At 68.4% G+C, this 24,928-nt stretch carries 18 protein-coding genes and 2 pseudogenes; 15 read left to right on the top strand and 5 right to left on the bottom strand.

The annotated features are described in order from the left end of the window. Positions 1 to 30 precede the first annotated feature (30 nt). The 5 genes from DES41_RS22330 to DES41_RS22310 all read right to left on the bottom strand — a co-directional run bounded on the left by DES41_RS22330 (position 31) and on the right by DES41_RS22310 (position 3,912). On the bottom strand, positions 31 to 495 hold the full coding sequence (locus DES41_RS22330) for a MaoC family dehydratase (RefSeq protein WP_114469862.1): 465 nt from the start codon (positions 493 to 495) through the stop codon (positions 31 to 33). Between the two features lie 11 nt (positions 496 to 506). After that, positions 507 to 1,673: an acyl-CoA dehydrogenase family protein gene (locus DES41_RS22325; protein WP_114469861.1), complete on the bottom strand. Its 1,167-nt coding sequence runs from the start codon at positions 1,671 to 1,673 to the stop codon at positions 507 to 509. Positions 1,674 to 1,685: 12 nt separating this feature from the next. Next, positions 1,686 to 2,909 (bottom strand): CaiB/BaiF CoA transferase family protein, encoded by a 1,224-nt coding sequence (locus DES41_RS22320; RefSeq protein ID WP_114469860.1) that lies wholly within the window; start codon positions 2,907 to 2,909, stop codon positions 1,686 to 1,688. Between the two features lie 107 nt (positions 2,910 to 3,016). Then, on the bottom strand, positions 3,017 to 3,433 hold the full coding sequence (locus tag DES41_RS22315; protein WP_114469859.1) for a MaoC family dehydratase: 417 nt from the start codon (positions 3,431 to 3,433) through the stop codon (positions 3,017 to 3,019). 38 nt (positions 3,434 to 3,471) lie between these two features. After that, positions 3,472 to 3,912 (bottom strand): MaoC family dehydratase N-terminal domain-containing protein, encoded by a 441-nt coding sequence (locus tag DES41_RS22310; protein WP_114469858.1) that lies wholly within the window; start codon positions 3,910 to 3,912, stop codon positions 3,472 to 3,474. 206 nt (positions 3,913 to 4,118) lie between these two features. Here DES41_RS22310 and DES41_RS22305 point away from each other — a divergent pair, with 206 nt between their 5' ends. The 15 genes and pseudogenes from DES41_RS22305 to DES41_RS22240 all read left to right on the top strand — a co-directional run bounded on the left by DES41_RS22305 (position 4,119) and on the right by DES41_RS22240 (position 24,913). After that, complete coding sequence (locus DES41_RS22305) at positions 4,119 to 5,222, top strand: CaiB/BaiF CoA transferase family protein (RefSeq protein ID WP_114469857.1); 1,104 nt, start codon at positions 4,119 to 4,121, stop codon at positions 5,220 to 5,222. Positions 5,223 to 5,344: 122 nt separating this feature from the next. Next, positions 5,345 to 8,101, top strand: coding sequence for a winged helix-turn-helix domain-containing protein (locus DES41_RS22300; RefSeq protein WP_245965820.1), 2,757 nt, complete (start codon positions 5,345 to 5,347; stop codon positions 8,099 to 8,101). Between the two features lie 114 nt (positions 8,102 to 8,215). Then, positions 8,216 to 9,178 carry a tripartite tricarboxylate transporter substrate binding protein gene (locus tag DES41_RS22295; protein WP_114469856.1) on the top strand — a complete coding sequence of 321 codons (963 nt, stop codon included), beginning with the start codon at positions 8,216 to 8,218 and terminating at the stop codon, positions 9,176 to 9,178. 48 nt (positions 9,179 to 9,226) lie between these two features. Beyond that, complete coding sequence (locus DES41_RS22290; protein ID WP_114469855.1) at positions 9,227 to 10,165, top strand: SDR family oxidoreductase; 939 nt, start codon at positions 9,227 to 9,229, stop codon at positions 10,163 to 10,165. Between the two features lie 402 nt (positions 10,166 to 10,567). Next, positions 10,568 to 12,136, top strand: coding sequence for an acyl-CoA synthetase (locus DES41_RS22285; protein WP_114469854.1), 1,569 nt, complete (start codon positions 10,568 to 10,570; stop codon positions 12,134 to 12,136). Between the two features lie 238 nt (positions 12,137 to 12,374). Continuing rightward, positions 12,375 to 13,214, top strand: a complete 840-nt coding sequence (locus tag DES41_RS22280; protein ID WP_114469853.1) for an enoyl-CoA hydratase/isomerase family protein — start codon at positions 12,375 to 12,377, stop codon at positions 13,212 to 13,214. Continuing rightward, the gene (locus DES41_RS22275; protein ID WP_114469852.1) at positions 13,211 to 14,398 is read left to right on the top strand and encodes a lipid-transfer protein; all 1,188 of its coding nucleotides are present in this window, start codon (positions 13,211 to 13,213) and stop codon (positions 14,396 to 14,398) included. The genes DES41_RS22280 and DES41_RS22275 overlap by 4 nt, the downstream gene beginning before the upstream one ends. Positions 14,399 to 14,573: 175 nt before the next feature. Then, complete coding sequence (locus tag DES41_RS22270; protein ID WP_114469851.1) at positions 14,574 to 15,713, top strand: acyl-CoA dehydrogenase family protein; 1,140 nt, start codon at positions 14,574 to 14,576, stop codon at positions 15,711 to 15,713. Between the two features lie 34 nt (positions 15,714 to 15,747). Continuing rightward, the gene (locus DES41_RS22265; protein WP_114469850.1) at positions 15,748 to 16,935 is read left to right on the top strand and encodes a lipid-transfer protein; all 1,188 of its coding nucleotides are present in this window, start codon (positions 15,748 to 15,750) and stop codon (positions 16,933 to 16,935) included. A 21-nt stretch (positions 16,936 to 16,956) separates the two neighbouring features. Beyond that, the gene (locus tag DES41_RS22260; RefSeq protein ID WP_114469849.1) at positions 16,957 to 17,787 is read left to right on the top strand and encodes an SDR family NAD(P)-dependent oxidoreductase; all 831 of its coding nucleotides are present in this window, start codon (positions 16,957 to 16,959) and stop codon (positions 17,785 to 17,787) included. Between the two features lie 59 nt (positions 17,788 to 17,846). Beyond that, the gene (locus DES41_RS22255) at positions 17,847 to 18,839 is read left to right on the top strand and encodes a Bug family tripartite tricarboxylate transporter substrate binding protein (protein ID WP_114469848.1); all 993 of its coding nucleotides are present in this window, start codon (positions 17,847 to 17,849) and stop codon (positions 18,837 to 18,839) included. A 710-nt stretch (positions 18,840 to 19,549) separates the two neighbouring features. Then, positions 19,550 to 22,105 (top strand): annotated as a pseudogene (locus tag DES41_RS22250) (AAA domain-containing protein); the annotation flags it as partial. Between the two features lie 541 nt (positions 22,106 to 22,646). Further along, positions 22,647 to 22,925: pseudogene (locus tag DES41_RS39865) on the top strand (AAA domain-containing protein); the annotation flags it as partial. Positions 22,926 to 22,991: 66 nt separating this feature from the next. Next, positions 22,992 to 23,141 (top strand): hypothetical protein, encoded by a 150-nt coding sequence (locus DES41_RS38485; protein WP_170168240.1) that lies wholly within the window; start codon positions 22,992 to 22,994, stop codon positions 23,139 to 23,141. After that, positions 23,138 to 24,913, top strand: coding sequence for a phospholipase D-like domain-containing protein (locus DES41_RS22240; RefSeq protein ID WP_114469846.1), 1,776 nt, complete (start codon positions 23,138 to 23,140; stop codon positions 24,911 to 24,913). The genes DES41_RS38485 and DES41_RS22240 overlap by 4 nt, the downstream gene beginning before the upstream one ends. The last annotated feature ends 15 nt before the right edge of the window (positions 24,914 to 24,928 follow it).

Below are 24,928 nucleotides of genomic sequence, written 5' to 3'. Positions count from 1 at the left end.
CTCCTTGTGTTGGTGTTATGTCGGGCCGGCCTACGCACCGCGCCTGCGCATCAGGCGCAGCGGCGTGTAGACCAGCACGGCGGTGCCGCGCTGGTTCAGCACCGTGTTGCGGGTGCGGACCAGGCCGCGGTCGGGTTTGGAGGTGGCGCGCTGCTCGATGACCTCGCAGTCCACGCACAGCGTGTCGCCGACCAGCGTCGGGCCCTGCATGTCGATCTCGGTGTGCAGGAAGGCCAGGCCGGCGGCCTGGAACGACGGCGCCACCAGGCCTTCGGCGAAGGTGTAGACCAGGCCGCCCGGCACCACGCGCCCGGCGATGCCCATTGCGGCGCGGTCGCCGGGGTCGGCATTGCCGAACAGCTCCTCGGTCAGCCAGGTCAGGTTGACGAAGCCGACCAGGTCGGTCTCGGTCACGGTGCGCTTGCGCGTGCGAAAGCGCGTGCCCACGGGCAGCTCGTCCCAGTGGATGTCCAGCGCGATGGGAAGTTCGGCCATGGCATGCCTCCTCAGTACGACTTGGGCAGGCCCAGCACCTTCTCGGCGATGAAGCACAGGATCATCTGCGGGCTGACCGGCGCGATGCGCGGGATCAGCGACTCGCGCAGGTAGCGCTCCACGTGGTATTCCTTGGCATAGCCATAGCCGCCGTGCGTCATGACGGCCGCGGTGCAGGCCTTGAAGCCGGCCTCCGCCGCCAGGTACTTGGCGGCGTTGGCCTCGGCGCCGCAGTTCTCGCCGCGGTCGAATCTGGCCGCCGCGTGGAAGGCCATCAGGCTGGCCGCCTCCAGCTCCATCCAGCTCTCAGCCAGCGGATGCTGCACGCCCTGGTTCTGGCCGATCGGCCGGTCGAACACGACGCGCTCATTGGCGTAGGCGGCGGCACGCGCCAGCGCGGCGCGGCCCAGGCCCACGGCCTCGCCGGCCACCAGGATGCGCTCGGCATTCATGCCGTGCAGGATGTAGTGGAAGCCACGGCCCTCCTCGCCGATGCGGTCGGCCTCGGGAATGCGCAGGCCGTCGATGAAGACCTGGTTGGTGTCCACCGCCTTGCGGCCCATCTTGTCGATCTCGTGCACCGCGATGCGGCTGCGGTCGAAGTCGGTGTAGAACAGCGACAGGCCCTCGGTCTTGTGCCGCACTTCCTCCAGCGGCGTGCTGCGCGCCAGCAGCAGCATCTTCTCGGCGCTGCCCGCGGTGGAGATGAAGGTCTTGGTGCCGTGCACCACATAGCCGTCGCCGCTGCGCACGGCGCGGGTCTTGAGCTGCGTGGTGTTCAGCCCGGTGTCGGGCTCGGTCACCGCGAAGCAGGTGCGTTCGCGGCCCGCGATCAGCGGCGGCAGCATGCGCTGCTTCTGCGCCTCGCTGCCAAACGTCACCACCGGGTTCAGGCCGAAGATGTTCATGTGCACGGCCGAGGCGCCGCTCATGCCCGCGCCCGATTCGGCGATGGCCTGCACCATCACGGTCGCCTCGGTGATGCCCAGGCCCGAGCCGCCGTAGGCCTGCGGGATGCAGATGCCCAGCCAGCCGGCTTGGGCCAGCGCCTGGTGGAAGTCGATGGGAAAGCCGCCTTCGCGGTCCTTGCGCAGCCAGTAGTCGGCGTCGAAGCCGGCGCAGACCTGCAGGATGGCGTCGCGGATCTCGCGGTAAGCGGGTGAGAGTGTCGAGTCCATGGTGTCCTGTGTTCAGGGGTTCGGGTCCAGCGCGCCGCTGGCGCGCAGCGCCGCCAGCTCGGCCGGGCCGTAGCCGGCCTCGCGCAGCAGTTCCTCGCTGTGCTGGCCCAGCTGCGGGGCGAAGTGGCGTTGCGCGGGCTGCGTCTTGGACCAGCGCGCCGGCACGCGCATGGCGCGGATCGCGCCCTCGCTCGGGTGCTCCTGCGGCGTGAGGAAGTCCACCGCCTGCAGGTGCGGGTCGTCCAGCAGCGTGTCGACCGTGTGCATCGGCATGTGCGGGATGTCGGCCTCTGCCAGCACGTGGAGCCACTGCGCCGTGGTGCGCGTGGCCATCGCCTCGGACACCATCGCGTACAGCAAGCGGATGTTCTCGGTGCGCCGGCCGATGGTGGCGAAGCGCGGGTCGTCCGCGAACAGCGCGGGCTGGCCGATCAACGCGAAGAAGGACTGCCACTGGCGGTCGGTGTAGAACATCGTGCAGATGTAGCCGTCCAGCGTGCGGTAGGGCCGGCGGTCCGGGTTCAGGATGCGCGGGTAGCCGGTGGGGCCCAGCGGCGGCTCGAAGGTCTGGCCGCAGAGGTGGTCGCCCAGCGTGAGCTGCGCCATGGTCTCGAACATCGGGATCTCCACCGCCTGGCCCTCGCCGGTGCGCTGGCGGTGGAACAGCGCCGCGAGGATGGCGTTGACGGCGGCGATGCCGACGATGCGGTCGGCCAGCGCGCCGGGGGCATAGCGCGGCACGTCGCCGCCGGCCAGCACCGACAGCGCCGGGATGCCGGTGGCGCCCTGGATCAGGTCGTCGTAGGCCGGCCGCGCCGCGTAGGGGCCTTGCTGGCCGAAGCCGTGCAGGCCGGCGTAGACGATGTCGGGCTTGACCGCAGCCACGTCGCCATAGCCCAGCTGCAGCCGCTGCATGGCCTGCGGCCGCACGTTGTAGACCAGCACGTCGGCGGTGGCGGCCAGGCGCAGCACCGCGGCGCGGCCCTCTGGATGCTTCAAGTCCAGCACGATGCTGCGCTTGTTGCGGTTGCAGTGCAGGAACAGCGCGCCCATGCCTGGGTTGCGCATCGGCCCCAGGTGGCGCGTGCTGTCGCCGGCCGGCGCTTCGACCTTGATGACATCGGCCCCCATGTCGCCCAGCTGCACGGTGGCGAAGGGGCCCATGAGGACCGAGGTCAGGTCCAGGATGCGGATGCCGGCGAGCGGGCCGGCGGAGGGAGGTGGGTGCTTGGTCATGGGGTCGACGGTGGTTCGGGCGGCATCGTCGGCCCCAGCGCAATCCGTGGCAAATACCGTTGGTGGCTCGGCCGATACTCTGTGCGTATCGAGCCGGCCGGGCGGCTTCAGAGTGCCACGGTGGCGTCGCCCAGGATGCGGGTGTCGCCGGCCTGGTTCGCGGTCTGGATCTCGAGCTTGACGCGCCGCTCGCCATCGGCCTCGAACTTCTGCACCACCTTGCCGGTGCAGGTGATCTCATCGCCCAGGTGCGTGATGCCGGTGAAGCGCGCGTTGAACTGGCGGATGCGGCGCTGGTCCACCCACTGCGTGAGCAGGCGGCCCAGGTAGGCCATGGACAGCATGCCGTGCGCGAACACGTCGGGCATGCCGCCCTTGCGCGCGTAGTCGATGTCGATGTGCATCGGGTTGTGGTCGTTCGAGGCGCCGGCGAACAGCGCCAGCGTGGTGCGGTTGATGGCCGGCAGTGCCAGCGGCGGCAGGGTGTCGCCGACCTGCAGATCGTCGAAGGCGGGAAGGGTCATGGAAGGCTCCGTTGCGTTGGCGTTGTGGATGGGGACGTTCAGGCACTGCGGTGCACCAGCACCTTGCGCACGTCGGCGACATGCTCATGGCGCTGGTTGGTGACGCGCGTGTGCATCACCACGAACTCCAGCGCGCCGTTCTTCTTGTCGTACACGTCGGTCACGCGGCCCTCGAACAGCAGCGTGTCGCCGGCATGCGCCACCTGGTGGTAGGTGAAGGACTGCTCGCCGTGCAGCACGCGCGGCAGTTCGATGCCGGCCTTCTCGCGCCAGTCGCTGGGCGGCTGCATGAGTTCCAGCGAGAACAGGAAAGTGGGCGGCACCGGCAGCCCGGGGTGGCCGGCATCGCGCGCCGCGGCCTCGTCGAAGTAGACCGGGTCGGTCTCGCCGATGGCCTTGGCGAAGAAGCGCAGCTGTCCGGCCTCTGCGGTCACGCGCAGCGGTGGAAAGACCATGCCGATGATGTTGCGGTCGATCATGAAAAAGCTCCAGGGGAGAAAGGGGCATGGCAAGCATGCGGGCCGGCGACACGCCCCGCCCCCACCCGCGATGGCGAGGGGAGGGAAAACCCGCGCGTCACCATGGCGATACACCTGCGGTATCGGCCGACATCCAATCGGTATTTGCCGGGGCCGCCCGGCCTGCTGAAGATCCGGCCCCGGATCGGAAGACACAGGAGACACCCATGGGACCGCTCGCAGGCATCAAGATCGTCGAACTGGCCGGCATCGGCCCCGGGCCCATGGCCGCCATGCTGCTGGCCGACCTGGGCGCCACGGTGCTGCGCATCGACCGCACCGAGCCGGCCGACCTGGGCGTGCGGCGCCCGCAGAAGTTCAACCTGCTGATGCGCAACCGCGAATGCATCGCGTTGGACCTGAAGCAGCCCGAGGCCGTGCAGCAAGTGCTGCAGTTCGTCGACAGCGCGGACGGTTTGATCGAGGGCTTCCGCCCCGGCGTGACCGAGCGGCTCGACCTGGGGCCGGACGCCTGCCTGGCGCGCAACCCGCGCCTGGTCTATGGCCGCATCACGGGCTGGGGCCAGACCGGACCGCTGGCGCACGCGGCCGGCCACGACCTCAACTACATCGCGCTGACCGGCGTGCTGCACGCCATCGGCCGCGCCGGCCAGCCGCCCACGATTCCGCTGGCGCTGACCGGCGACTTCAGCGGCGGTGCGCTGTACCTCGTGATGGGCATGCTCGCGGCGCTGCTGGAGGCACGCAGTTCCGGACAGGGCCAGGTGGTTGACGCGGCCATCGTCGATGGCACCACCTCCATGGCAACCGTGTTCTACGGCCTGCACGCGGCCGGCATGTGGAACGCCGCGCGCGGCAGCAACATCCTGGATTCGGGCGCGCCGTTCTACGAGGTCTACGAATGCCAGGACGGCGGCTGGATCTCCATCGGTCCGATCGAGGCGCGCTTCTACCAGCAGCTGCTGGCCCTGCTCGACCTGGATCCGCAGGCCCTGGGCGCCCAGCACGACCAGGGTGCCTGGCCGCGCGCCAAGGTGGTGATCGCCCAGCGCTTCAAGACCCGCACGCGCGCCCAGTGGTGCGAACTGCTGGAGGGCACGGATGTGTGCTTCGCGCCGGTGCTGTCGTTCGACGAGGCGCCGCGGCATCCGCACCTGCAGGCGCGCGGCAGCTTCGTCGAAATCGACGGCGTGGTGCAGCCGGCGCCGGCGCCGCGCTTCAGCCGCAGCGTGCCGCAGATGCCGCGCCCGCCGCAGGCCGAGCCGACGCGCGACATCGCCGCGGTGCTGGCGGCCTGGCGCGGGGCTTGAACCCGCTGCCGGCCCCGGGTGCAGCCGTGCACCCGGCCAGCGTATGGCCCACCCCGCGCAGTACCATCGCGCGCCATGCCAGGCCCGCCAGCGGCCCGGCCCTGCTGCCTGCTGTCGACGCCATGCGCAGTCCCTACCCTCCCCTCGCCGGCACGCCCGTGCGCGTGCTCGAGCCCATCGCCAGCACCAAACTGCAGCCGCCGCGCGGCCGGCGCCTGATGGCGCGCGATGCGCTGCAGGCCCGCATGCTGGAGGCGCGCCGCAAGCGTTGCGTGGTCGTGCAGGGGCCGGCTGGCAGCGGCAAGACCAGCACATTGGTGGCCTGGCGCCAGGCGCTGCTGTCGCTGGACTTCGACGTGGCCTGGCTGTCGCTGGCGGCCGAGGACGACGAGCTCACGCGCTTCTTCGACTGCGTGCTGGCCAGCCTCGCCGAGGTCGATGCGGCGCTGGTCGGCGAGACCGCCCGGCTGCTCGGCCGCGACAGCGAGGAGTCGGCCGTCGAACACTGGGTCATCACGCTGGTGCAGAGCATCGCTGCCCGCCCACGCGAGCTGGTGCTCATGGTCGACGACCTGCAGCACCTGGAAGACCCGCGCATCTTCCAGGCCCTGCAATGGCTGCTGGACTACGCACCGCCGCAGCTGCACCTGGTGCTGGGCTCGCGCAGCGCGGTGCCGCTGTCGCTGACCCGGCTGCGCGCGCAGGGCGCGCTGCAGGAGTTCGACCTGCGCGACCTGCGCTTCTCGGCCGAGGAGTCCGAGCGCTTCCTGCGCGAACAGCTGGGCAACATCGCCCAACGCGACGCCCAGCTGCTGCACGAGCTGACCGATGGCTGGATCGCCGGCCTGCAGCTGTTCGCGGTCGACCTCAAGGCCAAGCAGGGCGCCGGCTTCGCGCGCGTGCAGGTGCGCGACCCGCAGGCCTTCGCCGCCTATTTCGAGCGCGAGGTGCTGGGCCACCTGGCGCCCGACGACCTGGCCCTGCTGACGCGCGCGGCCGGCTGCAACCGCTTCTGCGCCTCGCTGTGCGCCGCGCTGACGGGCCAGCCCCATGCGGTGGCGCACATGGCTGCGCGCCTGAGCCACCTGGACAGCGAAAGCCTGTTCATCAGCCAGGTGCGCAGCCACGACCGCGAGAGCTGGTACCGCGTGCACCCTTTGCTGCGCGAGGTGCTGCAGGCCCGCCTGGCGGCGCTGCCCGAGACCGAGCGGCGCGCGCTGCACGGCACGGCCTGGCGCTGGTTCGACGCCCACGGCCACATCGACGAAGCCGTGCGCCATGCGGTGCAGGCCGGCGATGCGCAGGCCGCCGCCGACCTGGTGGAGGCCATCGCCCCCAGCCTGCTGGCGCGCGGCGCGCTGAGCCAGCTGGCCGGCCTAGTGCACCGGCTGCCGGCCGAGCAGGTGCGCCAGCGCATCGGCCTGCGCCTGCTGCTGGCCAACCTGCAGCTGTACGCGCGCAACCTCGATGCACTGGAGCAGGGCCTGCGCGAGATGGAGGCCGACCTTGCCGCGATGGACGCGCGCCAGCAGTACCGCCTGACCCTGCTGCGCGGCGGCCTGGCGCTGCAGCGCGACGACACCAACGCCGTGCTGGCGATTCAGGCCGCGCTGGAGGCCATCCCCGACGACGCCGACGCCTACGCGCTGGCCGGCCGCGGCCATGTGCTGGCCTGGATGCACATGAACCGCGGCGAGTTCGCGCGCGCACGTGCCGTGCTGGCCGACAGCGCCGCACGCGGCGTCGGCCTGGGCCGGCTGCTGGTCGGGCGCTGCCTGGAAGGCATGAGCTACGCACTCGAAGGCCGCATGACCGAGGCCGAGCACCGGCTGCGCGAAGCGCTGCAGGAAGCCGAGAGCGACCCCTCGGTCGACGTGGGGGTGGCCTGCGTGGCGGCCGGCCTGCTCAGCGACACGCTGTACGAGTCCAACGAGCTAGAGGCCGCGGCGCGGCTGATCGAGCCGCGCATCGAACTGCTTGAGCGCACCTCCATCCCCGACGCCGTGGTCCGCGCGCTGGTCGTGCTGGCCCATGCGCACTGGCTGGGCGGGCGCCGGCTGGAGGGCCTGGCCACGCTGGAGCGGCTGGAGGACTACGGCAGCCGCCAGCACCTGGACCGCGTGCTCTCGCATGCGCTGCTGCTGCGCCTGCGCTGGCACCTGCGCCAGGGCGAGACGCCGCAGGCCCAGGACCTGCTGGCCCGCCTGCTCGCGCTCGGCGAGCGCCATGTGGGCGGCGGGCGCGGCGCGGCCGGCGAGATCCGCGGCAACGTGCTGCGCGCCCGCGTCGAGATGTGCCTGCACTGGAACGACTTCGGTGCCGCTCTGGACCTGCTGCGGCCGGCCGCCGCGCACGCCGAGGCCACCGGCCGCGGCCGCCGCGCCGCCAGCCTGCAGCTGCAGATCGCGCTGGCCGAGCGCGGCCTGGGCCACGCCGACGCCGCGCGCCAGCACCTGCTGCACGCGTTGCGCCTGGGCCACCGCCTGGGCCTGATGCGCTGCCTGCTGGACCTGTCGCCCGACGTGCCGCAGGTGCTGCAGGCCGCGCTGGACCAAGGCGCGCTCGACCCGGTGCTCGGCTTCTACGCGCAGCGCCTGCTGGCGGCGGCGCAGCAGACGCAGCAGCGCGCGCTGCCACTGCGGCCCACGGCCGGCGACGGCAGCGCGCTGGACAGCATCAGCGAACGCGAGCGCGAAGTGCTGGCGCTGGTGGCCCAGGCCATGCCCAACAAGAAGATCGCGCGCGTGCTGGGCGTCACGCCGCACACCGTCAAGTGGCACCTGCGCAAGATCTACGGCAAGCTGGGCGTGGCCGAGCGCGACGAGGCCGTGGCCCGCATGCGCGACCTGGAAACCCGGGAATCGCCCAAAGCCCCGTAGCCTGCACGGCGGCCCGCGCTAGCCATCGCGGGTAGGCGCGCAGCCAGCGCCCGTCTCCATCATCGGGTTCGACCCGAATGACCTGCGTCCCCGGATGCCTGGAGGAGACCGAACATGCTGCACGCTCTGCTGCGCCCCCTGCTGCTGGCCGCCCTGGCCGCACTGCCATCGGCCTGGGCCGAAACCGCCTACCCGTCCAAGCCGGTGCGCTTCATCGCGCCGGTCGGTCCGGGCAGCGGCGGCGACTCGATCACCCGCTTCGTCGCCGAGCGCGCCGCCACGCTGCTGGGCCAGCCGACTTTCGTCGAGAACAAGCCGGGTTCGGACCAGACGATCGCCGCGCAGGCTCTGCTGGCCGCGCCGGCGGACGGCTACAGCGTGCTGCTGGTCTCGCCGGGCTCGATGGTGATCAACCCCATCGTCTTCAAGGAGCTGGCCTACGACGTGCGCGACCTCCTGCCGCTGGTGGGCGCGGCGCGGGCCAACGTGGCGCTGGTCACCAGCCCCGGTTCGAAGTTCGGCAGCATCGCCGAGCTGCTGGCGGCGGCGCGCCGCGCGCCCGGCACCGTGAGCCTGGCCAACTACGGCACGACCTACCGGCTGGGCGGCCTGGCGCTGCAGCAGCAGGCGCAGGTGCGCTTCAACGAGGTGCCGTACAAGGGCGCCAGCCAGATGCTGACCGACGTGATCGGCGGCACGCTGGACGCCGCGCTGACCGACATGGGCGGTGCGCTGCCGCTGATCCGCAGCGGCAAGCTGCGCGCGCTGGCCGTGGCCAGCCAGCAGCGGCTGGCCGAGCTGCCCGACGTGCCGACGCTGCGCGAAAGCGGCCTGCCCGACTTCGACCTGACGATCTGGGTCGGCTTCGCCATCAGCGCGAAGACGCCGGCCCCGATCGCGCAGAAGCTCGAAAGCGTGCTCATGCAGGTGGTGGCCCAGCCCGAGTTCGCAGCCATGGCCACGCGCAGCGCCAACATGGAAATCATGGGCCAGAACAGCCGCGAGTTCAGCGCCCAGATCGCGCGCGACACGCAGCGCTACCGCGCGCTGGCCCAGGGCCTGGACCTGGGGCGCTGACAGCACTTCCATCCGATCCTCGACCACCCCCCCAAAAAAGGAAAACCAATGTCAGAACTGTGCAAGGACCGCATCGTCGTCATCACCGGCGCCGGCCGCGGCCTGGGCCGCGCGTACGCGCTGGAGTTCGCGCGCCAGGGCGCCAGGGTGGTCGTCAACGACCTGGGTGCGCAGCCCGACGGCAGCGGCTCAGCCAGCGGGCCGGCGCACGAGGTCGTGGCCGAGATCCACGCGCTGGGCGGCCAGGCCGTGGCCAACACCGACGATGTGTCCGACTTCGAAGGCGCGCACCGCCTGGTGCAGACCGCGGTCGACCGCTTCGGCGGCCTGGACGTGCTGGTGAACAACGCCGGCATCCTGCGCGACCGCACGCTGGTCAACATGGGCATCGAAGAGTGGGACTCCGTCATCCGCGTGCATCTGCGCGGCACTTTCTGCCCGCTGCGCCACGCCGCCGCCTACTGGCGTGACGAGGCCAAGGCCGGCCGCACGCGCCAGGCGCGCGTGGTGAACACCAGCTCGTCCTCGGGCCTGTACGGCATCGTCGGCCAGACCAACTACGGCGCGGCCAAGGCCGGCATTGCCAACCTGTCCATCGTCGCCGCGCGCGAGCTCGAACGTTACGGCGCGACGGTCAACGCGGTCTACCCGACGGCGATGAGCCGGCTGACCGAGAGTTTGTTCAAGAGCGGCCAGCTCAATCCCAAGGCCCCGGCCGGCGCCGCCGGCTTCGACCCGCTGGACGCCGCCAACGTGGCGCCACTCGTGGTCTGGCTGGGCAGCGTGCATTCGGGTGCCGTGACCGGCCGCGTGTTCGGCGCCAAGGGCGGGCGCATCACGGTCGCCGAGGGCTGGCGCGCCGGGCCCCATGTGCAGAAGGACAACCGGTGGACGGCGGCCGAGCTGGGCGAGGTGCTGCCAGGCCTGGTGGCGCGTGCGGCACCGAATGCCGACTTGAGCGGCCAGCTGAATCCGGCCATGGCCTGATGGGTTGTCGAGATGAGACAGCACCACGCTGGGGGGACGGGACCACGCCGACGGCGTGCTCTCCTCCGCGAATGTCCCCCGCCCCGGGCCGCAGGCGGCCCGGGGCTCCTCCTTGATTTCGCTGCGGAGAACACACCATCGTCGTGGTCCATCAACGTCGCGTCGCATGACCCAGCACAACGCGACGTGTCCAGGGTCGAGGGTATCGGGTGGCCCCTGCAGCGAAATAAAGGAGGAGCCCGGGCCACCTGCGGCCCTGGCGGGGGACATTCGCGGAAGGGGCCACCCGGTGGCCTCGGCCCACGCACCACCTCCGCACCGATCGCCTTGGCCGCCACGCCAGCCGCATTCCACTGACATGACCAAGACCAGCGGACGCCGATCCGCAGCAGGAGACAACGCATGAAGACGCCCAACTACCTCGGTGACTTCGCCGCGCTCACGCCCGACAAGCCGGCCGTCATCGACGCCGCCACCGGCGAGCGCCTGAGCTACCGCGAACTCGACGAACGCTCCAACCGGCTGGCCCAGCTGCTGTACGCGCAGGGCCTGCGCCGCGGCGACCGCATCGCCGTGCTGATGGAGAACCACCTGCGCTACTTCGAGGTGGCCTGGGCCGCCTTCCGCTCGGGCCTGCTGCTGACCGCCGTCAACCGCTTCCTGACCGCAGCCGAGGTGGCCTACATCGTGCAGGACAGTGGCGCGCGCGCCGTGGTCTCGTCCAACGCCATGGCCGAGGTCGCTGCCGAGCTGACCGACATGATGCCGCTGTGCGAACGGCGGCTGATGGTGGATGGGGCCATCGCCAGCTGGGAACCCTACGAGCAGGCCGTGACCGCCATGCCGAGCACGCGGCTGGCCGAGGAGTGGGTGGGCGGCACGCTGCTCTACAGCTCGGGCACCACCGGCCAGCCCAAGGGCATCGTGCGGGCGATTCCGCGCACGCGCTTCACGGACGACAACACGTTGGACCCGCGCCTGGCGATGATGCAGCACTACGGCTTCGACGCCGACACGGTCTACCTCTCGACCGCACCGCTGTACCACGCGGCCCCGCTGTCGTACGGCACGAACCTGCAGTTCTACGGCGGCACCGTGGTCTTCATGCGCAAGTTCGACGCGCAAGAGGCACTGGCGCTGATCGAACGCTACCGCATCACCCACAGCCAATGGGTGCCGACCATGTTCATCCGGCTGCTCAAGCTGCCGGATGCCGAACGCCAGCGCCACGACCTGTCCAGCCACCGCGTGGCGATCCACGCAGCCGCGCCCTGCCCGCCCGAGGTCAAGTGCCGCATGATCGAATGGTGGGGCCCCATCGTGCAGGAGTACTACGGCGGCAGCGAAGGCAACGGCCTCACGGTGCTCGACAGCCGCGAGGCCCTGGCACGCCCCGGCTCGGTCGGCCGGGCCAAGGTCGGCGTGCTGCGCATCTGCGACGACGACGGCAATGTGCTGCCGGCCGGGCAGGACGGGCTGATCTACTTCGAGCGCGAGACGCTGCCGTTCCGCTACCACAACGACCCTGGCAAGACCTGTGCGGCCCAGCATCCGCGGCACCCGACGTGGACGGCCATCGGCGACATCGGCCACCTGGACGCCGACGGCTACCTGTACCTGACCGACCGGCGCTTCTTCATGATCATCTCGGGCGGGGTCAACATCTACCCGCAGGCCATCGAGGACGCGCTGGCCCTGCACCCCAGCGTGCAGGACGCCGCGGTGATCGGCGTGCCGGACCCCGAGATGGGCGAGGCCGTGAAGGCCGTCATCGAGCCCGCGCCCGGCGTGGCGCCGACACCGGCGCTGGCCGAGGAACTGATCGGCTTCCTGCGCGGCAAGGTCGCGCGCTACATGCTGCCGCGCTCGCTCGACTTCATCGACGTGATGCCGCGCCTGCCCACCGGCAAGCTCTACAAGCGCGCGCTGCGCGAGCGCTATGCCAGGCCAGCCGAGGAGAACCGCGCATGAAGCCGATGCGGCGCACCGCCGGCATCGACCGGCGCCTGCCGGGCCTGCCCGAGGTGCCGGCCATCGCCGAGCTCGGCTGCCACGAGCCGCAGATCAAGATCATCGGCGGCCCGGTGATGGTGGCACCGGCTGCCACGCCCGCGCCAGTCCCTCGACACCCAGGGCCAGCTCATCGAACGGCTGGTGCAGGCCGCCGGTGTCCGGCTCGACTGATCCCCCCTCCACAAGGAAACACCGCATGGACACCATCTCCGAAACCCTGCGCGCCTCGCAGCTGCGCATCGACGACGGCGTGGCCGAACTCAGCCACCAGCGGCCCGAGGCGCGCAACGCGCTGTCGGACGACCTGCAGCAGGACTACGCCGAGGTCATCGACCGCATCGAGCGCGACCATGCGATCCGCGTGCTGCTCATCACCGGCTCGGGCGGCAGCTTCTCGGCCGGTGGCGACGTCAAGTTCATGCACGCGCGGCTGGCCGATCCCAGCCTGGGCACGGCGCAGTACATGCGCGGCCGGCTGCGCCGCGCCCACCAGTGGCTGACCCGCCTGCGCGAGCTGGAGGTGCCGGTGGTCGCCGCGGTCGACGGGCCGGCCTATGGCGCCGGCTTCGGCCTGGCGCTGCAGGCCGACTTCGTGCTCGCCTCCACGCGCGCCGTGTTCTGCGCCTCCTTCGCGCGGCTGGGTGCGGTGCCCGACTTCGGCCTGCTGCATACGCTGCCGCGCGCTGTCGGCCTGTCGCGCGCCAAGGAACTGATGCTGACCGCACGGCGGCTGGGCGCGCAGGAGGCGCAGGCCTGGGGCCTGGTGCACGCCGTGCATGCGCAAGACGCCCTGCTGCCCGCGACCCGCGCCTTCGCCCGGCGCCTGTGCCTGGGACCGCGCGAGGCCGCCAGCATGACCAAGGCCCTGGTCAACCGCAGCTTCGAGACCGACGGTGCCGCCATGTTCGCCGCCGAGGCCAACGCCCAGGCCATGGCCATGCAGACCCCCTACCACGCCCAGGCCGTGGCGGACTTCGCGCGCGATGGCGCCTTCCGCTACGACTGGGATCAACTGAGCCAAGGAAAGACAACATGAGCGAGAACGTCCTGATCGCCGGCGTCGGCATGGTGCCGTTCACCAAGCCGGGCGCCGGCCCGAGCTACCTGGAAATGGGTGTCGATGCCGTGCGCATGGCGCTGGCGGACGCCGGCATCGGCTACGAACAGCTGCAGATGGCCTTCGCCGGCTATGTCTACGGCGACACCAGCTGCGGCCAGGGCGTGCTGTACCGCGTGGGCCGCACGGCCATCCCGGTGTTCAACGTCAACAACGCCTGCGCCACCGGATCCAGTGCGCTGTACCTGGCGCGCGCCGCGGTGCAGAGCGGCCAGGTCGATTGCGCGCTGGCGCTGGGCTTCGAGCAAATGCAGCCCGGGGCCACACGTTCGAACTTTCCCGACCGTCCGATTCCGCGGGGCGATGTGCTGCCGATCCAGGACCAGCTGTGCGGCGACGCGGGCGAGATTCCGCGCAACCTCGTCACCTTCGGCGGCGCCGGCCGCGAGCACATGCGCCGGTACGGCACGCGGATGTCGACCTTCGCCGCGATCCGTGCCAAGGCCAGCCGCCATGCGGCGAACAACCCGCTGGCGCTGTTCAGGAAGATCGTGACCACCGAGGACGTCATGCAGGACCAGGTCATGTGGGAAGGCGTGATGACCCGCATGATGGCTTGCCCGCCGACCTGCGGGGCGGCCGCCGCGGTGGTCTGCTCGCCCGCATTCGCGCGGCGGCACGGGCTGCGCACCGATGTGGCCATCCTCGCGCAGGCCATGGTCACCGACCCGGCCGAATCGTTCGAGCCGCCCACCATGAAGGGCTTCGTCGGCGCCTACATGGCACAGCGCGCCGCGCGCGCGGTGTACGAAGAGGCCGGCGTGGACCCGCGCGACATCTCCGTCGTCGAGCTGCACGACTGCTTCGCCCACAACGAGCTGCTGAGCTACGAATCGCTGGGCCTGTGCCCCGAAGGCGGTGGCGAGCAGTTCGTGCTGGACGGCGACAACACCTACGCCGGCAGGGTCGTGACCAATCCTTCGGGCGGGCTGCTGTGCAAGGGCCATCCGCTCGGCGCGACGGGCCTGGCGCAGTGCTACGAGCTCACGCAGCAGCTGCGGGGTACAGCCGCCAAACGCCAGGTGGAAGGCGCGCAACTGGCGCTGCAGCACAACCTGGGCCTGGGCGGCGCCTGCGTCGTCACGCTGTACGGGCGGGCCTGAAAAGGCCCCCACGCTCCCCACTGCGTGTGGTCGCTGCCCCCGAGGGGGCGCTTTTCATCTTGGGGCGGCCCGTCGATGAAAAACCCGCCCATCCGGCTAGTGCCAGCCGCGCCCCGGCTGGCCATCATGAAGGCACGGGGCAAGGCCCCCCAGCAACCCCTGAAAGGACAGCCCAGTGCATGTGACGCGAACCGTCTTCCGCGAAGACCACGAGATGCTGCGCCCCAGTGCGCAGCGCTTCTTCGAGCGCGAATGCGCACCCCGCCAGGCCATGTGGGACGAGGCCGGCCGCGTCGACCGCGAGACCTGGCTCAAGGCCGGCCGCGAAGGCCTGCTGTGCACGGCCGTGCCGACCGAATACGGCGGCGGCGGCGGCGACTTCGGCCACGCCGCGGTCATCATCGAGGAGATGCACCGCGCCGGTGTTTCCGGCACCGGCTTCTCGCTGCACTCGGACATCATCGCGCCCTACATCGTGCGCCTGGGCACCGAGGAGCAAAAGCGCCGCTGGCTGCCCAAGGTCTGCTCGGGCGAAACCATCCTGGCCGTCGGCATCACCGAGCCCGGCGGCGGCTCGGACGTGAAGGCCGCGCGCACGGTCGCCGTGCGCGAAGGCGACGAGTACGTCATCACCGGCAGCAAGACCTTCATCAGCAACGGCATGACGGCCGACATGGTCATGGTGGTCTGCAAGACCGACCCCGCCGCCGGCGCCAAGGGCGTGAGCCTGGTCATGGTGGAGACCGATCGCGCGGGCTTTCGGCGCGGCCGCAAGCTGCACAAGGTGGGCCAGCCCGCGGCTGACACGGCCGAGCTGTTCTTCGACCAGGTGCGCGTGCCCATGTCCAACCGGCTCGGCGAGGAGAACAAGGGCTTCTCCTACCTCATGCAGGAGCTGCCGCAGGAGCGGCTGATCATCGCGCTGTACGCCGCCGTGGCGCTGGAGCGGGTGCTCGACCTCACGCTGCAGTATGTGAAAGACCGACGCGCGTTCGGCCAGACCGTCTGGGACTTCCAGAACACCAAGTTCAAGCTGGCCGATGCCAAGGCCCACGCGGTGGCCGTGCGCACCATGGTGGACTACTACCTGGGCGAGCACCTGCGCCGCAAGCTGACGGTGCAGGAGGCCGCGATCGCCAAGCTGCACAGCACCGAGACGCTATGGAAATGCCTGGACGACATGGTGCAGCTGCACGGCGGCTACGGCTACATGCTGGAGTACCCGATCGCCCGCGCCTTCACCGACTACCGCGTCTCGCGCGTGGTCGGCGGTGCCAACGAAATCATGCGCGAGCTGATCGCGCGCCAGCTGTGACAACCCCTTCCCATTCCAAGCAACGGAGCAACCGATGAGCAAGAACACCGTCGTCGCCGGGGTCGGCATGATCCCCTTCACCAAGCCGGGCGCCAGCCCCAGCTACACCGACATGGGCGCCTGCGCCGTGCGCGCCGCACTGCAGGACGCCGGCCTGGACTACGCCCTGGTGCAGCAGGCCTACGTGGGCTACGTCTACGGCGACTCCACCTGCGGCCAGACCGCGCTGTACGAGGTGGGGCTCACCGGCATCCCGATCGTCAACGTCAACAACAACTGCTCGACCGGCTCGACCGCGCTGTACCTGGCACGGGCCGCGGTCGAGAGCGGCCAGGCCGACTGCGTGCTGGCGCTGGGCTTCGAGCAGATGCAGGCCGGCGCGCTGAAGTCGCACTGGGACGACCGGCCGCGCACGCGCGCCCGCTTCGTGCACGTGATGCACGACCTCACGGAGGACGTGGCCGAGCTGCCGCAGGCGCTGCGCACCTTCGGCGGCGCCGGCCGCGAGCACATGCAGAAGTACGGCACGCGCATGGAGACCTTCGCGGCGATCCGCGCCAAGGCCAGCCGGCACGCGGCCAACAACCCGCTGGCGATCTTCCGCAACGTGGTGACGACCGAGGACGTGATGAACGACAAGGTCATGTGGCCCGGCGTGATGACGCGGCTGATGGCCTGCCCGCCCACCTGCGGCGCGGCCGCCGCCATCGTCTGCACCGAAGCCTTCGCCAGGAAGCACGGCCTGCGCAGCGACGTGCGCATCCTGGCGCAGGCCATGACCACCGACCCCGCCACCTCGTTCGAGCCGCCCTCGCTGATCGCCTACGCGGGCTTCTACATGGCGCAGGCCGCGGCGCAGAAGGTCTACGAGCAGGCCGGCGTGGGACCGCAGGACATCCGCGTGGCCGAGCTGCACGACTGCTTCGCGCAGAACGAGGCGCTGACCTATGAGGCGCTGGGCCTGTGCGGCATCGGCGAGGCCGAGAAGTTCGTCAACGACGGCGACAACACCTACGGCGGCAAGACCGTCACCAACCCCTCGGGCGGCCTGCTGTCCAAGGGCCACCCGCTGGGCGCCACGGGCCTGGCGCAGTGCTACGAACTCACGCACCAGCTGCGCGGCAGCGCCGAGAGGCGGCAGGTGGAAGGCGTGCAGCTGGCGCTGCAGCACAACCTGGGGCTGGGCGGCGCCTGCGTCGTGACGCTGTACGGAAAACACTGATTCACGGAAGGAGAACACACCATGCGCAAGAAACTCGAAGGCCAGGTCGCCATCGTCACGGGCGCCGGCCGCGGCATCGGCCGCGCCATCGCACACAAACTCGCCAGCGAGGGCGCCAGCGTCGTCGTCAACGACCTGGACGCCGCGCCGGCCGATGAGGTGGTGGGCGAGATCCGCGCCGCCGGCGGCCAGGCCGCGGCCTTCGCCTGCAACGTGACCGACGCCGACTTCGGCCAGCGCGTCGTGAAGACCGCGCTGGAGAAGTTCGGCAAGCTGGACATCATCGTCAACAACGCCGGCTACACCTGGGACAACGTGATCCAGAAGATGAGCGACGAGCAGTGGGACGCCATCCTCGACTGCCACCTGAAGGCACCGTTCAACCTGCTGCGCGCCGCGCAGCCCTACCTGCGCGAGGTCAGCAAGGCCGAGGCCGACGCCGGCCGCGAGGTGTTCCGCAAGGTCGTCAACATCTCGTCGATCTCGGGCACCCAGGGCAACGCGGGCCAGACCAACTACGCGGCCGCCAAGGCCGGCGTGATGGGGCTGACCAAGGCATTGGCCAAGGAATGGGGCCGCATGAAGGTCAACGTGAACTGCGTGGCCTTCGGCGCCATCGACACGCGCCTGACCCAGCCCACCACCGAGGACAAGACGGTGCAGGTCGAGGGCCGCGACATCAAGGTCGGCGTGCACCCGGACCGCATCGCCGCCGCCGGGCGCGACACGCCTCTGGGCCGCTTCGGCACGGTGGAGGAGGCCGCCGGCTCGGTCTACCTGTTCTGCATCCCGGAGTCGAACTACGTGACCGGTCAGACGCTGATCTGCGGCGGCGGCCGCGGCGGGTTCTGAGCCGGTGCTGACCGCCAGGGCCAACCGGCCCTGGCCACACATCAACGGGAGACGAGACCATGCGCACGAACCTTCCCCGCGCGGCGCGCCGCCGCACCCTGGCCTGGCTGGCTGCCTTGTGCTGCGCTGGCGCGCTGCCAGCGGCGGCGCAGCAGCCGGCCTACCCCGAGCGCCCGGTGCGCATCGTCTCGATCAGCAGCGCCGGCACCGGCGTGGACGACTTCACGCGGCTCGCGGCCAAGTACTTCAGCGACAGGACCGGCAAGTCCTTCTTCGTGGAAAACCGGCCCGGTGCCAACGGCATCATCGCGACCGACCACGTGGCCAAGGCCGCGCCCGACGGCTACACGCTGCTGCTGACGGCGGCCAGCGCGATCACGGCCAACCCCTACATGTACCGCAACCTGCCGTACGACCCGAACAAGGACCTGGCACCCATCGCGCGCATGTCGGTCGTGCCCATCGTGGTCACCGTGCCGACGGCTTCGCCGCACAGGAACCTGCAGTCGCTGCTGGACGCCGCGCGCGCGCGGCCCGGCAAGCTCAGCTACGGCACCAGCACGGCGGGCTACAAGGTCATGGTGGCGGCCGTCAACGGGCTGGCCAAGGTGCAGGCTGTGGAGGTTCCCTACAAGGGCACAACCACGTTGCTGCCCGACCTGATCTCTGGCACGCTGGACTACGCGATGGTCGAGGTATCCCAGGTCGTGCCGCAGATGCAGGCCGGCAGGCTGCGTCCGCTGGCCGTGTCCAGTCCTGCGCGCGTTGCCGTGCTAGGCGACGTGCCCACGCTGTCCGAGCTGGGCCTGGGCGAAGCCACACTGACGAGCTGGATGGGCCTGTTCGCGCCCGCCGCCACGCCACCGGACATCGTGCGCCAGTTGTCGGCTCTGGCGCTGGAGTTTGTTGCGTCGCCGGAGGCCAAAGCACACTTCGACACGCGCGGCACGGCAGCGTACCCGGCCGCCCTGGACGGCTTCCGCCAAGCCATCCTGGAAGACCAGGGTCGCTGGAAGCACTACATCAATGCGGTCGGCCTGCAACCGGAGTAACAAGGGCGCGTCCACCCACATGGCCAGGTAGCCGAGGTCTCCGACTACCACTACCTGCAAGGCGCTGCACTCTCGATGGCGACTGTTGCTGCACCCAGGCACTGGCCTTCCAGCCCTTTAGGCGGGATATCGTTACACGGGCTACCGACATTTCTGCGAGTCGCCCAGCAGTGATCTTCTGTGCCGCAGAGCACCTGACAGCGATCGGTCAGGAGCTGCCGTCCGAGAGCGACGCTGCAATGACTGCTCCAGACTGGCTGCTGACCTTGAGTTTTCGGATTCGAATGACTGTCGCCTGCGAAACCTGACATTCACGCTCGCCAAGCGCGTCGGTTCGATGTACCCCCGTGCCGGTCACTCAGCGAAAGCTCACCGCCTGACAGCCCGAACGGCTGGTCGCGCAGCTGGCGAACTAGCGCTCTGCGCCCTGAACGGACATCCGCCATGCTGGTCTTACTGCTTTAAAGCCGCCGGCCAGATCCGCCGCCGGTTGCCCGTTGCAGGTTTATGTCTTGGGCCTCACGGCTTCACTATAAGAATTCCCCCAAGGCCATTTTGACCCAGGCTGGCCGGCGTGACTTCAGACGTCCAGCACGTGTCGCAGAAAGGCGAAGACCCCGCGTCTGTTGCCATCAGGCGCTCCATCCCATCGCGAAGAGCTTTAGCGATCATGCAACTTGTTGTAACCTTGCGAAGAAAGAAGGAGTTCGATGAGTTCAAACGCCAGGCGCCGCCGCAAAGATGGCTTCTTAACTGCGTACACCGTCGATGAAGACTATCTGCAGAAGCCTGACGTGGCGACTGGCCGCCCCGGCGTCGTTGGAGGGAGAGACCCCGACGGCAATTCGGTCCTCATCCGCGAGTGGCGCAGGAGCATCAAGGCACCCGACAGCGACCTGGAGCAAATCTGGCGCCACGAACTGAGGCAACTGCACCGTCTGGCCGGCTATCCAGGCTCCGCATCGTGCATTGCCCATCTCCACGACGCAGGGTTCGACACCAGAGGCTTCTACCTGATCATCGCGCCTGGTCAGAGACAGCCGCTTGAGTCCTTGCGTCAAAACCTTCCCAATGACCACTGGCTGCGGCAGCCTCGCAGCACTGCAAGCCGGTTGCGTGTGTGGGCCAACCTGAAACTGCTCGCGCATGGGCTGGAGACGCTGCACGTACAGGGGATGCTTCATCGCAGCGTTGACGCGTGGTCGGTGCTCACGGCCGGAGGATCCGAGCCGGATTTCCAGCTCACCGGGTTCGAGTGGACGATGCGGATCGCCAGCGTAGAAGGTCTATCAAGCCGAGGCACCGCGGCAGGTGCAGCCCGGACGTTCGATTCGTTCTCGCAGGATTGGAAGGACTTCGGCGTTCTTGCCGCCGATCTGCTGGGGGCCAAGCGCCAGCGCGTTCTCGACCCGGCGATCGCCCCTTTCGAGATCGCGGAACATTTGACACTCGAGGAGGCCCGGCTCCTTCGACTCATCGTCCAGATGAATCCCAAGCAGCCGCTCGATGGGGATGCGATCGCCACGAGGATCGACGGCGTCCTGGGGGCACTGAGGGCGGAGGCGGCCAATCGTAGAGCCAAACTTCATCTCGCCATCCGGATTGGTCCCAAGAGCCGGCTGAGCACGCGTATCCGCCAAGTTTCCGGACTTGACATCGAGATGGATGATCTCCAGGCACAACTTCAGTTCGTCAAGGACGATCTGGCCAGCGAGCCGCTGCTGCTTTGCGTACGGCAGCAAGATGCATCGAACGAGTTTCGGTTGGTACTGCGGGGAAAGAATCTCCTGTACCGCCTGGAAGAGTTCCGCGCGCCCAAGACCTTGGCTCTTAGCTGGGATTTCGCCTACTGCGAACGCGTGGATCCCAACGCCCCAGCCCCTGTGAACCTGCTCGACCAGCGAAGGCTGCAGCCCGAGTCGCTCGAGATCTTGGGGCTGCGCGATGCATCCGACCTCTTCCCCCGCATTCGCGGCAAGCTCATGTCCTGGGACGAGATGCGGCGTGACTTCGGGGAGATCAATGCACCGCTTTCTCCCGAGCAGACTGCGCACAGAGCCCTGACGCTGCTCCAACTGCTGGAGGTGATCTACGCAGCAGCCGACGCGTACGCCGTCGAACTGCAGCCCTTGCCCGAGCACCTGCGTGGAACCGCGGAGCACGGCAGCGACCGGCTTTGCGTTCAACTGCGATCGGATCCCGAGCGAACGGCCCTCTCGACCGCGCTGGACCTCAAGTCACCGGCTGATCGATTCGTGAAGCGACTGGAAGCCGACGGACTCGGGTCCGAGGACTGGATTCTCGCGGACGGCCGCTCGCTTGGCGATCGAGATTCGACAAATACCGAATGGATTTTTCGGGAGGTCATTCAACGGCCAGGGCAGCCGGACGTGTTTCTGTTTGACGGCCCCGATGCGATTCCGTCCCTCCACGACCCCATCATGGTTCCCGCGTCGGTGGGTCGAGACGTTCAGTTCCGCCGACGTCTCAAGGCGCTCAAGGCGCTGAAGACCCATCATGAACTGCTGCAGATGATCGTGGATCCAAGACTCCGTGTGCTGGACAGCCACGACACGGTTGTCGAGGACGCCGCTTTCGCGAAGCTCGACGAGCCGAAGCAGCTGGCGCTGAAACAACTCACCTCCACCCTGCCGTTCTTCCTTGTGCAGGGTCCTCCCGGAGTCGGAAAGACGAGGCTTGTACGAGATCTGGTGACCCGGCAGTTCGCTGACGAGCCAACATCTCGTTTGCTGCTAACCGCCCAGAGCAACGCGGCAATCGACCATCTGATGGACGAGTTGGCCGGTGTTCTGAGGGCTAACGACCCTAACGGTCCACTCGTCGTGCGCTCCAGCAAGCGCGATGCCATTGAGGCCCCAAGCCAGTTCGACATCAGGGAACAGACACGCAGGCTGGTCAGGCGACTTGCAGCAAGCCCTCTGGCCAAGGAGGTTCCGCCGAGGCTGCAGCGCTCCCTTTCGGATCTCGCGGAGGCAGCGGACTCCTCTCAGGCTGCCGGCCGGAAGACCGCTGCAGTCGCCGGCAGAAGCGCGGAACAGTCTCTCCGAACCTTCGAAGGAGTCGTCGCACGCGCCGCCAACGTCGTGTTTGCGACCACCAATTCGGGAGAGCTGGAACGTCTGATCGACGAACGGGGCCAGTTTGATTGGGCAATCGTTGAGGAAGCCGCCAAGGCAACGGGAAGCGAACTCGTGTCCCCCCTGCTTCTTTCGCACCGAAGACTCATGATCGGCGACCACAAGCAGCTTCCGGCGTTTGCATCCGACCAGCTCAAGCAGTTGCTCGCGCAACCCGACCGGATTCACGAAGCGATGAAGCTTGGTGAAGAGTTCGTAGGCCGGTCCCTCAGGGATGCAACGACGGAGGAACTGCTGGAGGACGTCGCCGAGGACAAATCGCAGCTGCCGGCCCTTTGCTCCGAGGCCCTGCGACTTCTCTCGTTCTTCGAATCGGCGATCGAAGCCGAGTTCAAGCGACAAGCAAAGGGCAAGGGAGGGCGCCCGATAGCGAAGAAGCTGACCGCACAGCATCGCATGCACCCTTCGATTGCGGAACTCGTCTCCAACTGTTTCTACGGAGATCTCAAGACCGATCCGACGTGTGAGAAGCGGTTTGCCTCCGAGCCTCGACCGTTCACCTCCGCAGATGAAAGTCGGCTTCCCCTGGCTCCCATCGTGGTGATCGATATGCCGTACGTCCAGTCGACGCTGAACCAGAAGCAAGGCGATCAGTACCCGGCTTGGCACAACCCCCCCCGAAGTGCGGGCGGCCATCGAAGTCTTGGATATGTTGAGGGGCGTACCCGAGCACGCCAAGGAAGCGCCGACTTTGGCAATCTTGTCTCCGTACGGGCGACAACGCCGCGCACTAAACGAAGCCATCAGCGACGAACTGGACAAGAAACTCAGTCACCTCAAGATGTTTCGCTCGCCCTCTTCCAACGGCCAGTGGTGCCACACCGTGGACTCGTTCCAGGGCAGCGAGGCAGATGTGGTCATTGTCTCGCTCGTACGAAACAACCACCACTCCTCAGTGCAAAGTGCACTCGGCTTCCTGAGCGACGCCAGGCGGATGAACGTCCTCTTGAGCCGTGCGAAGTGGCAGCTCGTCCTGATCGCGAGCACTGAGTTCTTGAAGGAAGTCATGCACGCGGTTCGCGGCAAACCAGACGAAAGCCGGGTGGAGTTCCTGAGAAAGCTGCTCGAGGGACTCGACAGCGGACAAGCCAATGGCGACGTCAAGCGCGTTCCTTTCAAGACCTTGCTCGGGAGCCGCAGATGAGCGTCGTACGCGTTGCGATCCCGTTGCTGAAAGGAAAGCGCAAGTTCTTTCTTGAGAAAGGAAGGCCGTGGAGCCTCGCCGAACACGTTCTCCTTGCTGCGTTGACGAGCAACCCGAGGACCGTTGGTGAGCTCGCCGTCGCTGGCGACATTCCACAGCGTCTTGTGCTAGAGGCGCTCATTCGGCTGATGCGAGCAGGTTGGGTCACGTTGCAACAGGAAAGCAAAGGAGTTGTCTTCAGTGCGACGGTGGCAGGGCATAGCGTCGTGGGCGACGAGGAGCTTCCAAAGCTGGCCAAAAGTACAAGCCGCTGGATGAACTTCGTGATCGACAAGGTCACCGGAACGCTTTATCGAAGCCGCGAGATGCCCTTCGTCGAACAGCATGTCGTCGAGAGGCGCGCCGCCAGGGAGCGACTGGTCTGGTTGAAGCCGCGGGACCTCGACGCATTCGACGACACGGCCGGCGTTCTCGCGACTCTTTTCGAAGACGATGAGAAGTTTCTCGGAATCGAGCCTTCGGCGGAGAAGATGGTCAAGCGCTTCGCGATTGCTACAGTACGGGGTACGAACGTCGAGGGCGTGCCACCGCGCGCGCCAGCTGAACTCGTCGAGCTTGTCATGCGAGCTGCGCGCAATGCAGCCCCCTCCCCGATGGCCGAGAAGTCACTGCAACAAGACCCGGGACGCCAGGTGCCGTTCGCGGACAGGCCTGCTCCACGCGCCATCGATGCGGTGTTCAGGCCCGAGGACCTGATCCTCGGCGGGACAATGCACGAGGAAGTACTCCACGAGGCGATAAAGAAGGCCAAGCACAGGATCATCATCCATTCGACGTTCATCTCCGAGCAAGGGATCGCGCAGGTGCAGCCATCGCTCATCGCAGCCGCAAAGCGAGGTGCGATCATCGATGTGCTGTGGGGAGAGGACGAGAACAAGACGGATGCGGTGACCACGGCAAAGACCATCGCCAAAGTTCGCTCAAGCATCGAGGCCGAGGGCCTGAGCCTGAGTATCCGCGTGCACCCTTTCTCCACGCGGTCGCACGCGAAGATCCTGATATGCGACGACGGTAAGTCGGAGCGCCTTTCCGCGACCGTTGGCTCTTGCAACTGGCTCTCGTCTGGATTCCAGAACTACGAGGCATCCATACGGTTCAGCGATCCCGACGTCGTTTCGGCCGTTCTCGAGCAGACCGCGGACCTGACACGTGGCGGTGATCGCCATTGGACGGAGTTGACGAGTGAGATGGCCAGACTCGCTTCGGACGCTCGCCTTCAGAAGCCACCAGCAGGTGTAAAGGCGAAGGTGACGCTGGTGCTTGGCCCGCAGCACGCCCAGTTTGCACGCCTTGCACGAGACTCCGCCCGTCGCCGAATGTTCGTGACGAGCCATCGGATTGGTTCAGCCGCCCGCCCCTCGGTCGTATTGCCCACCATCGCCGCTGTACGCGAGCACGGCATCGAGGCGCGCGTGTTCTACGGTGTGGCGAGCGAAGGGACGGCTGGCGCATCGACTTCGCACGATGGACATCCGGTGCCTTCGGTGCAGCCGGTTCTCACGCCCAAGCTGCACGCCAAGATCTTGGCTTGGGATGATGACCATGTCCTGATAACCAGCCAGAACTGGCTCTCCGCTGATCCGGGCGAATCGAACGTTCGGCGGGAGATCGGGCTGATGGTGAGCTCCAAAGGAATCGCCAAGGCGGTCATCGACAACTTCGATGCAGCCAGAGGCGATGGTGGCGTAGCGGCAAAAGCAGATAGAGCGTAAAGCCTGGACTGAGCA

This window comes from Pseudorhodoferax soli (assembly GCF_003337555.1).
GTDB classification, from domain to species: domain Bacteria; phylum Pseudomonadota; class Gammaproteobacteria; order Burkholderiales; family Burkholderiaceae_C; genus Pseudorhodoferax; species Pseudorhodoferax soli.
The sequence above is the reverse complement of the archived record's forward strand: the minus strand, read 5'-3'. Positions and strand labels throughout refer to the sequence as shown.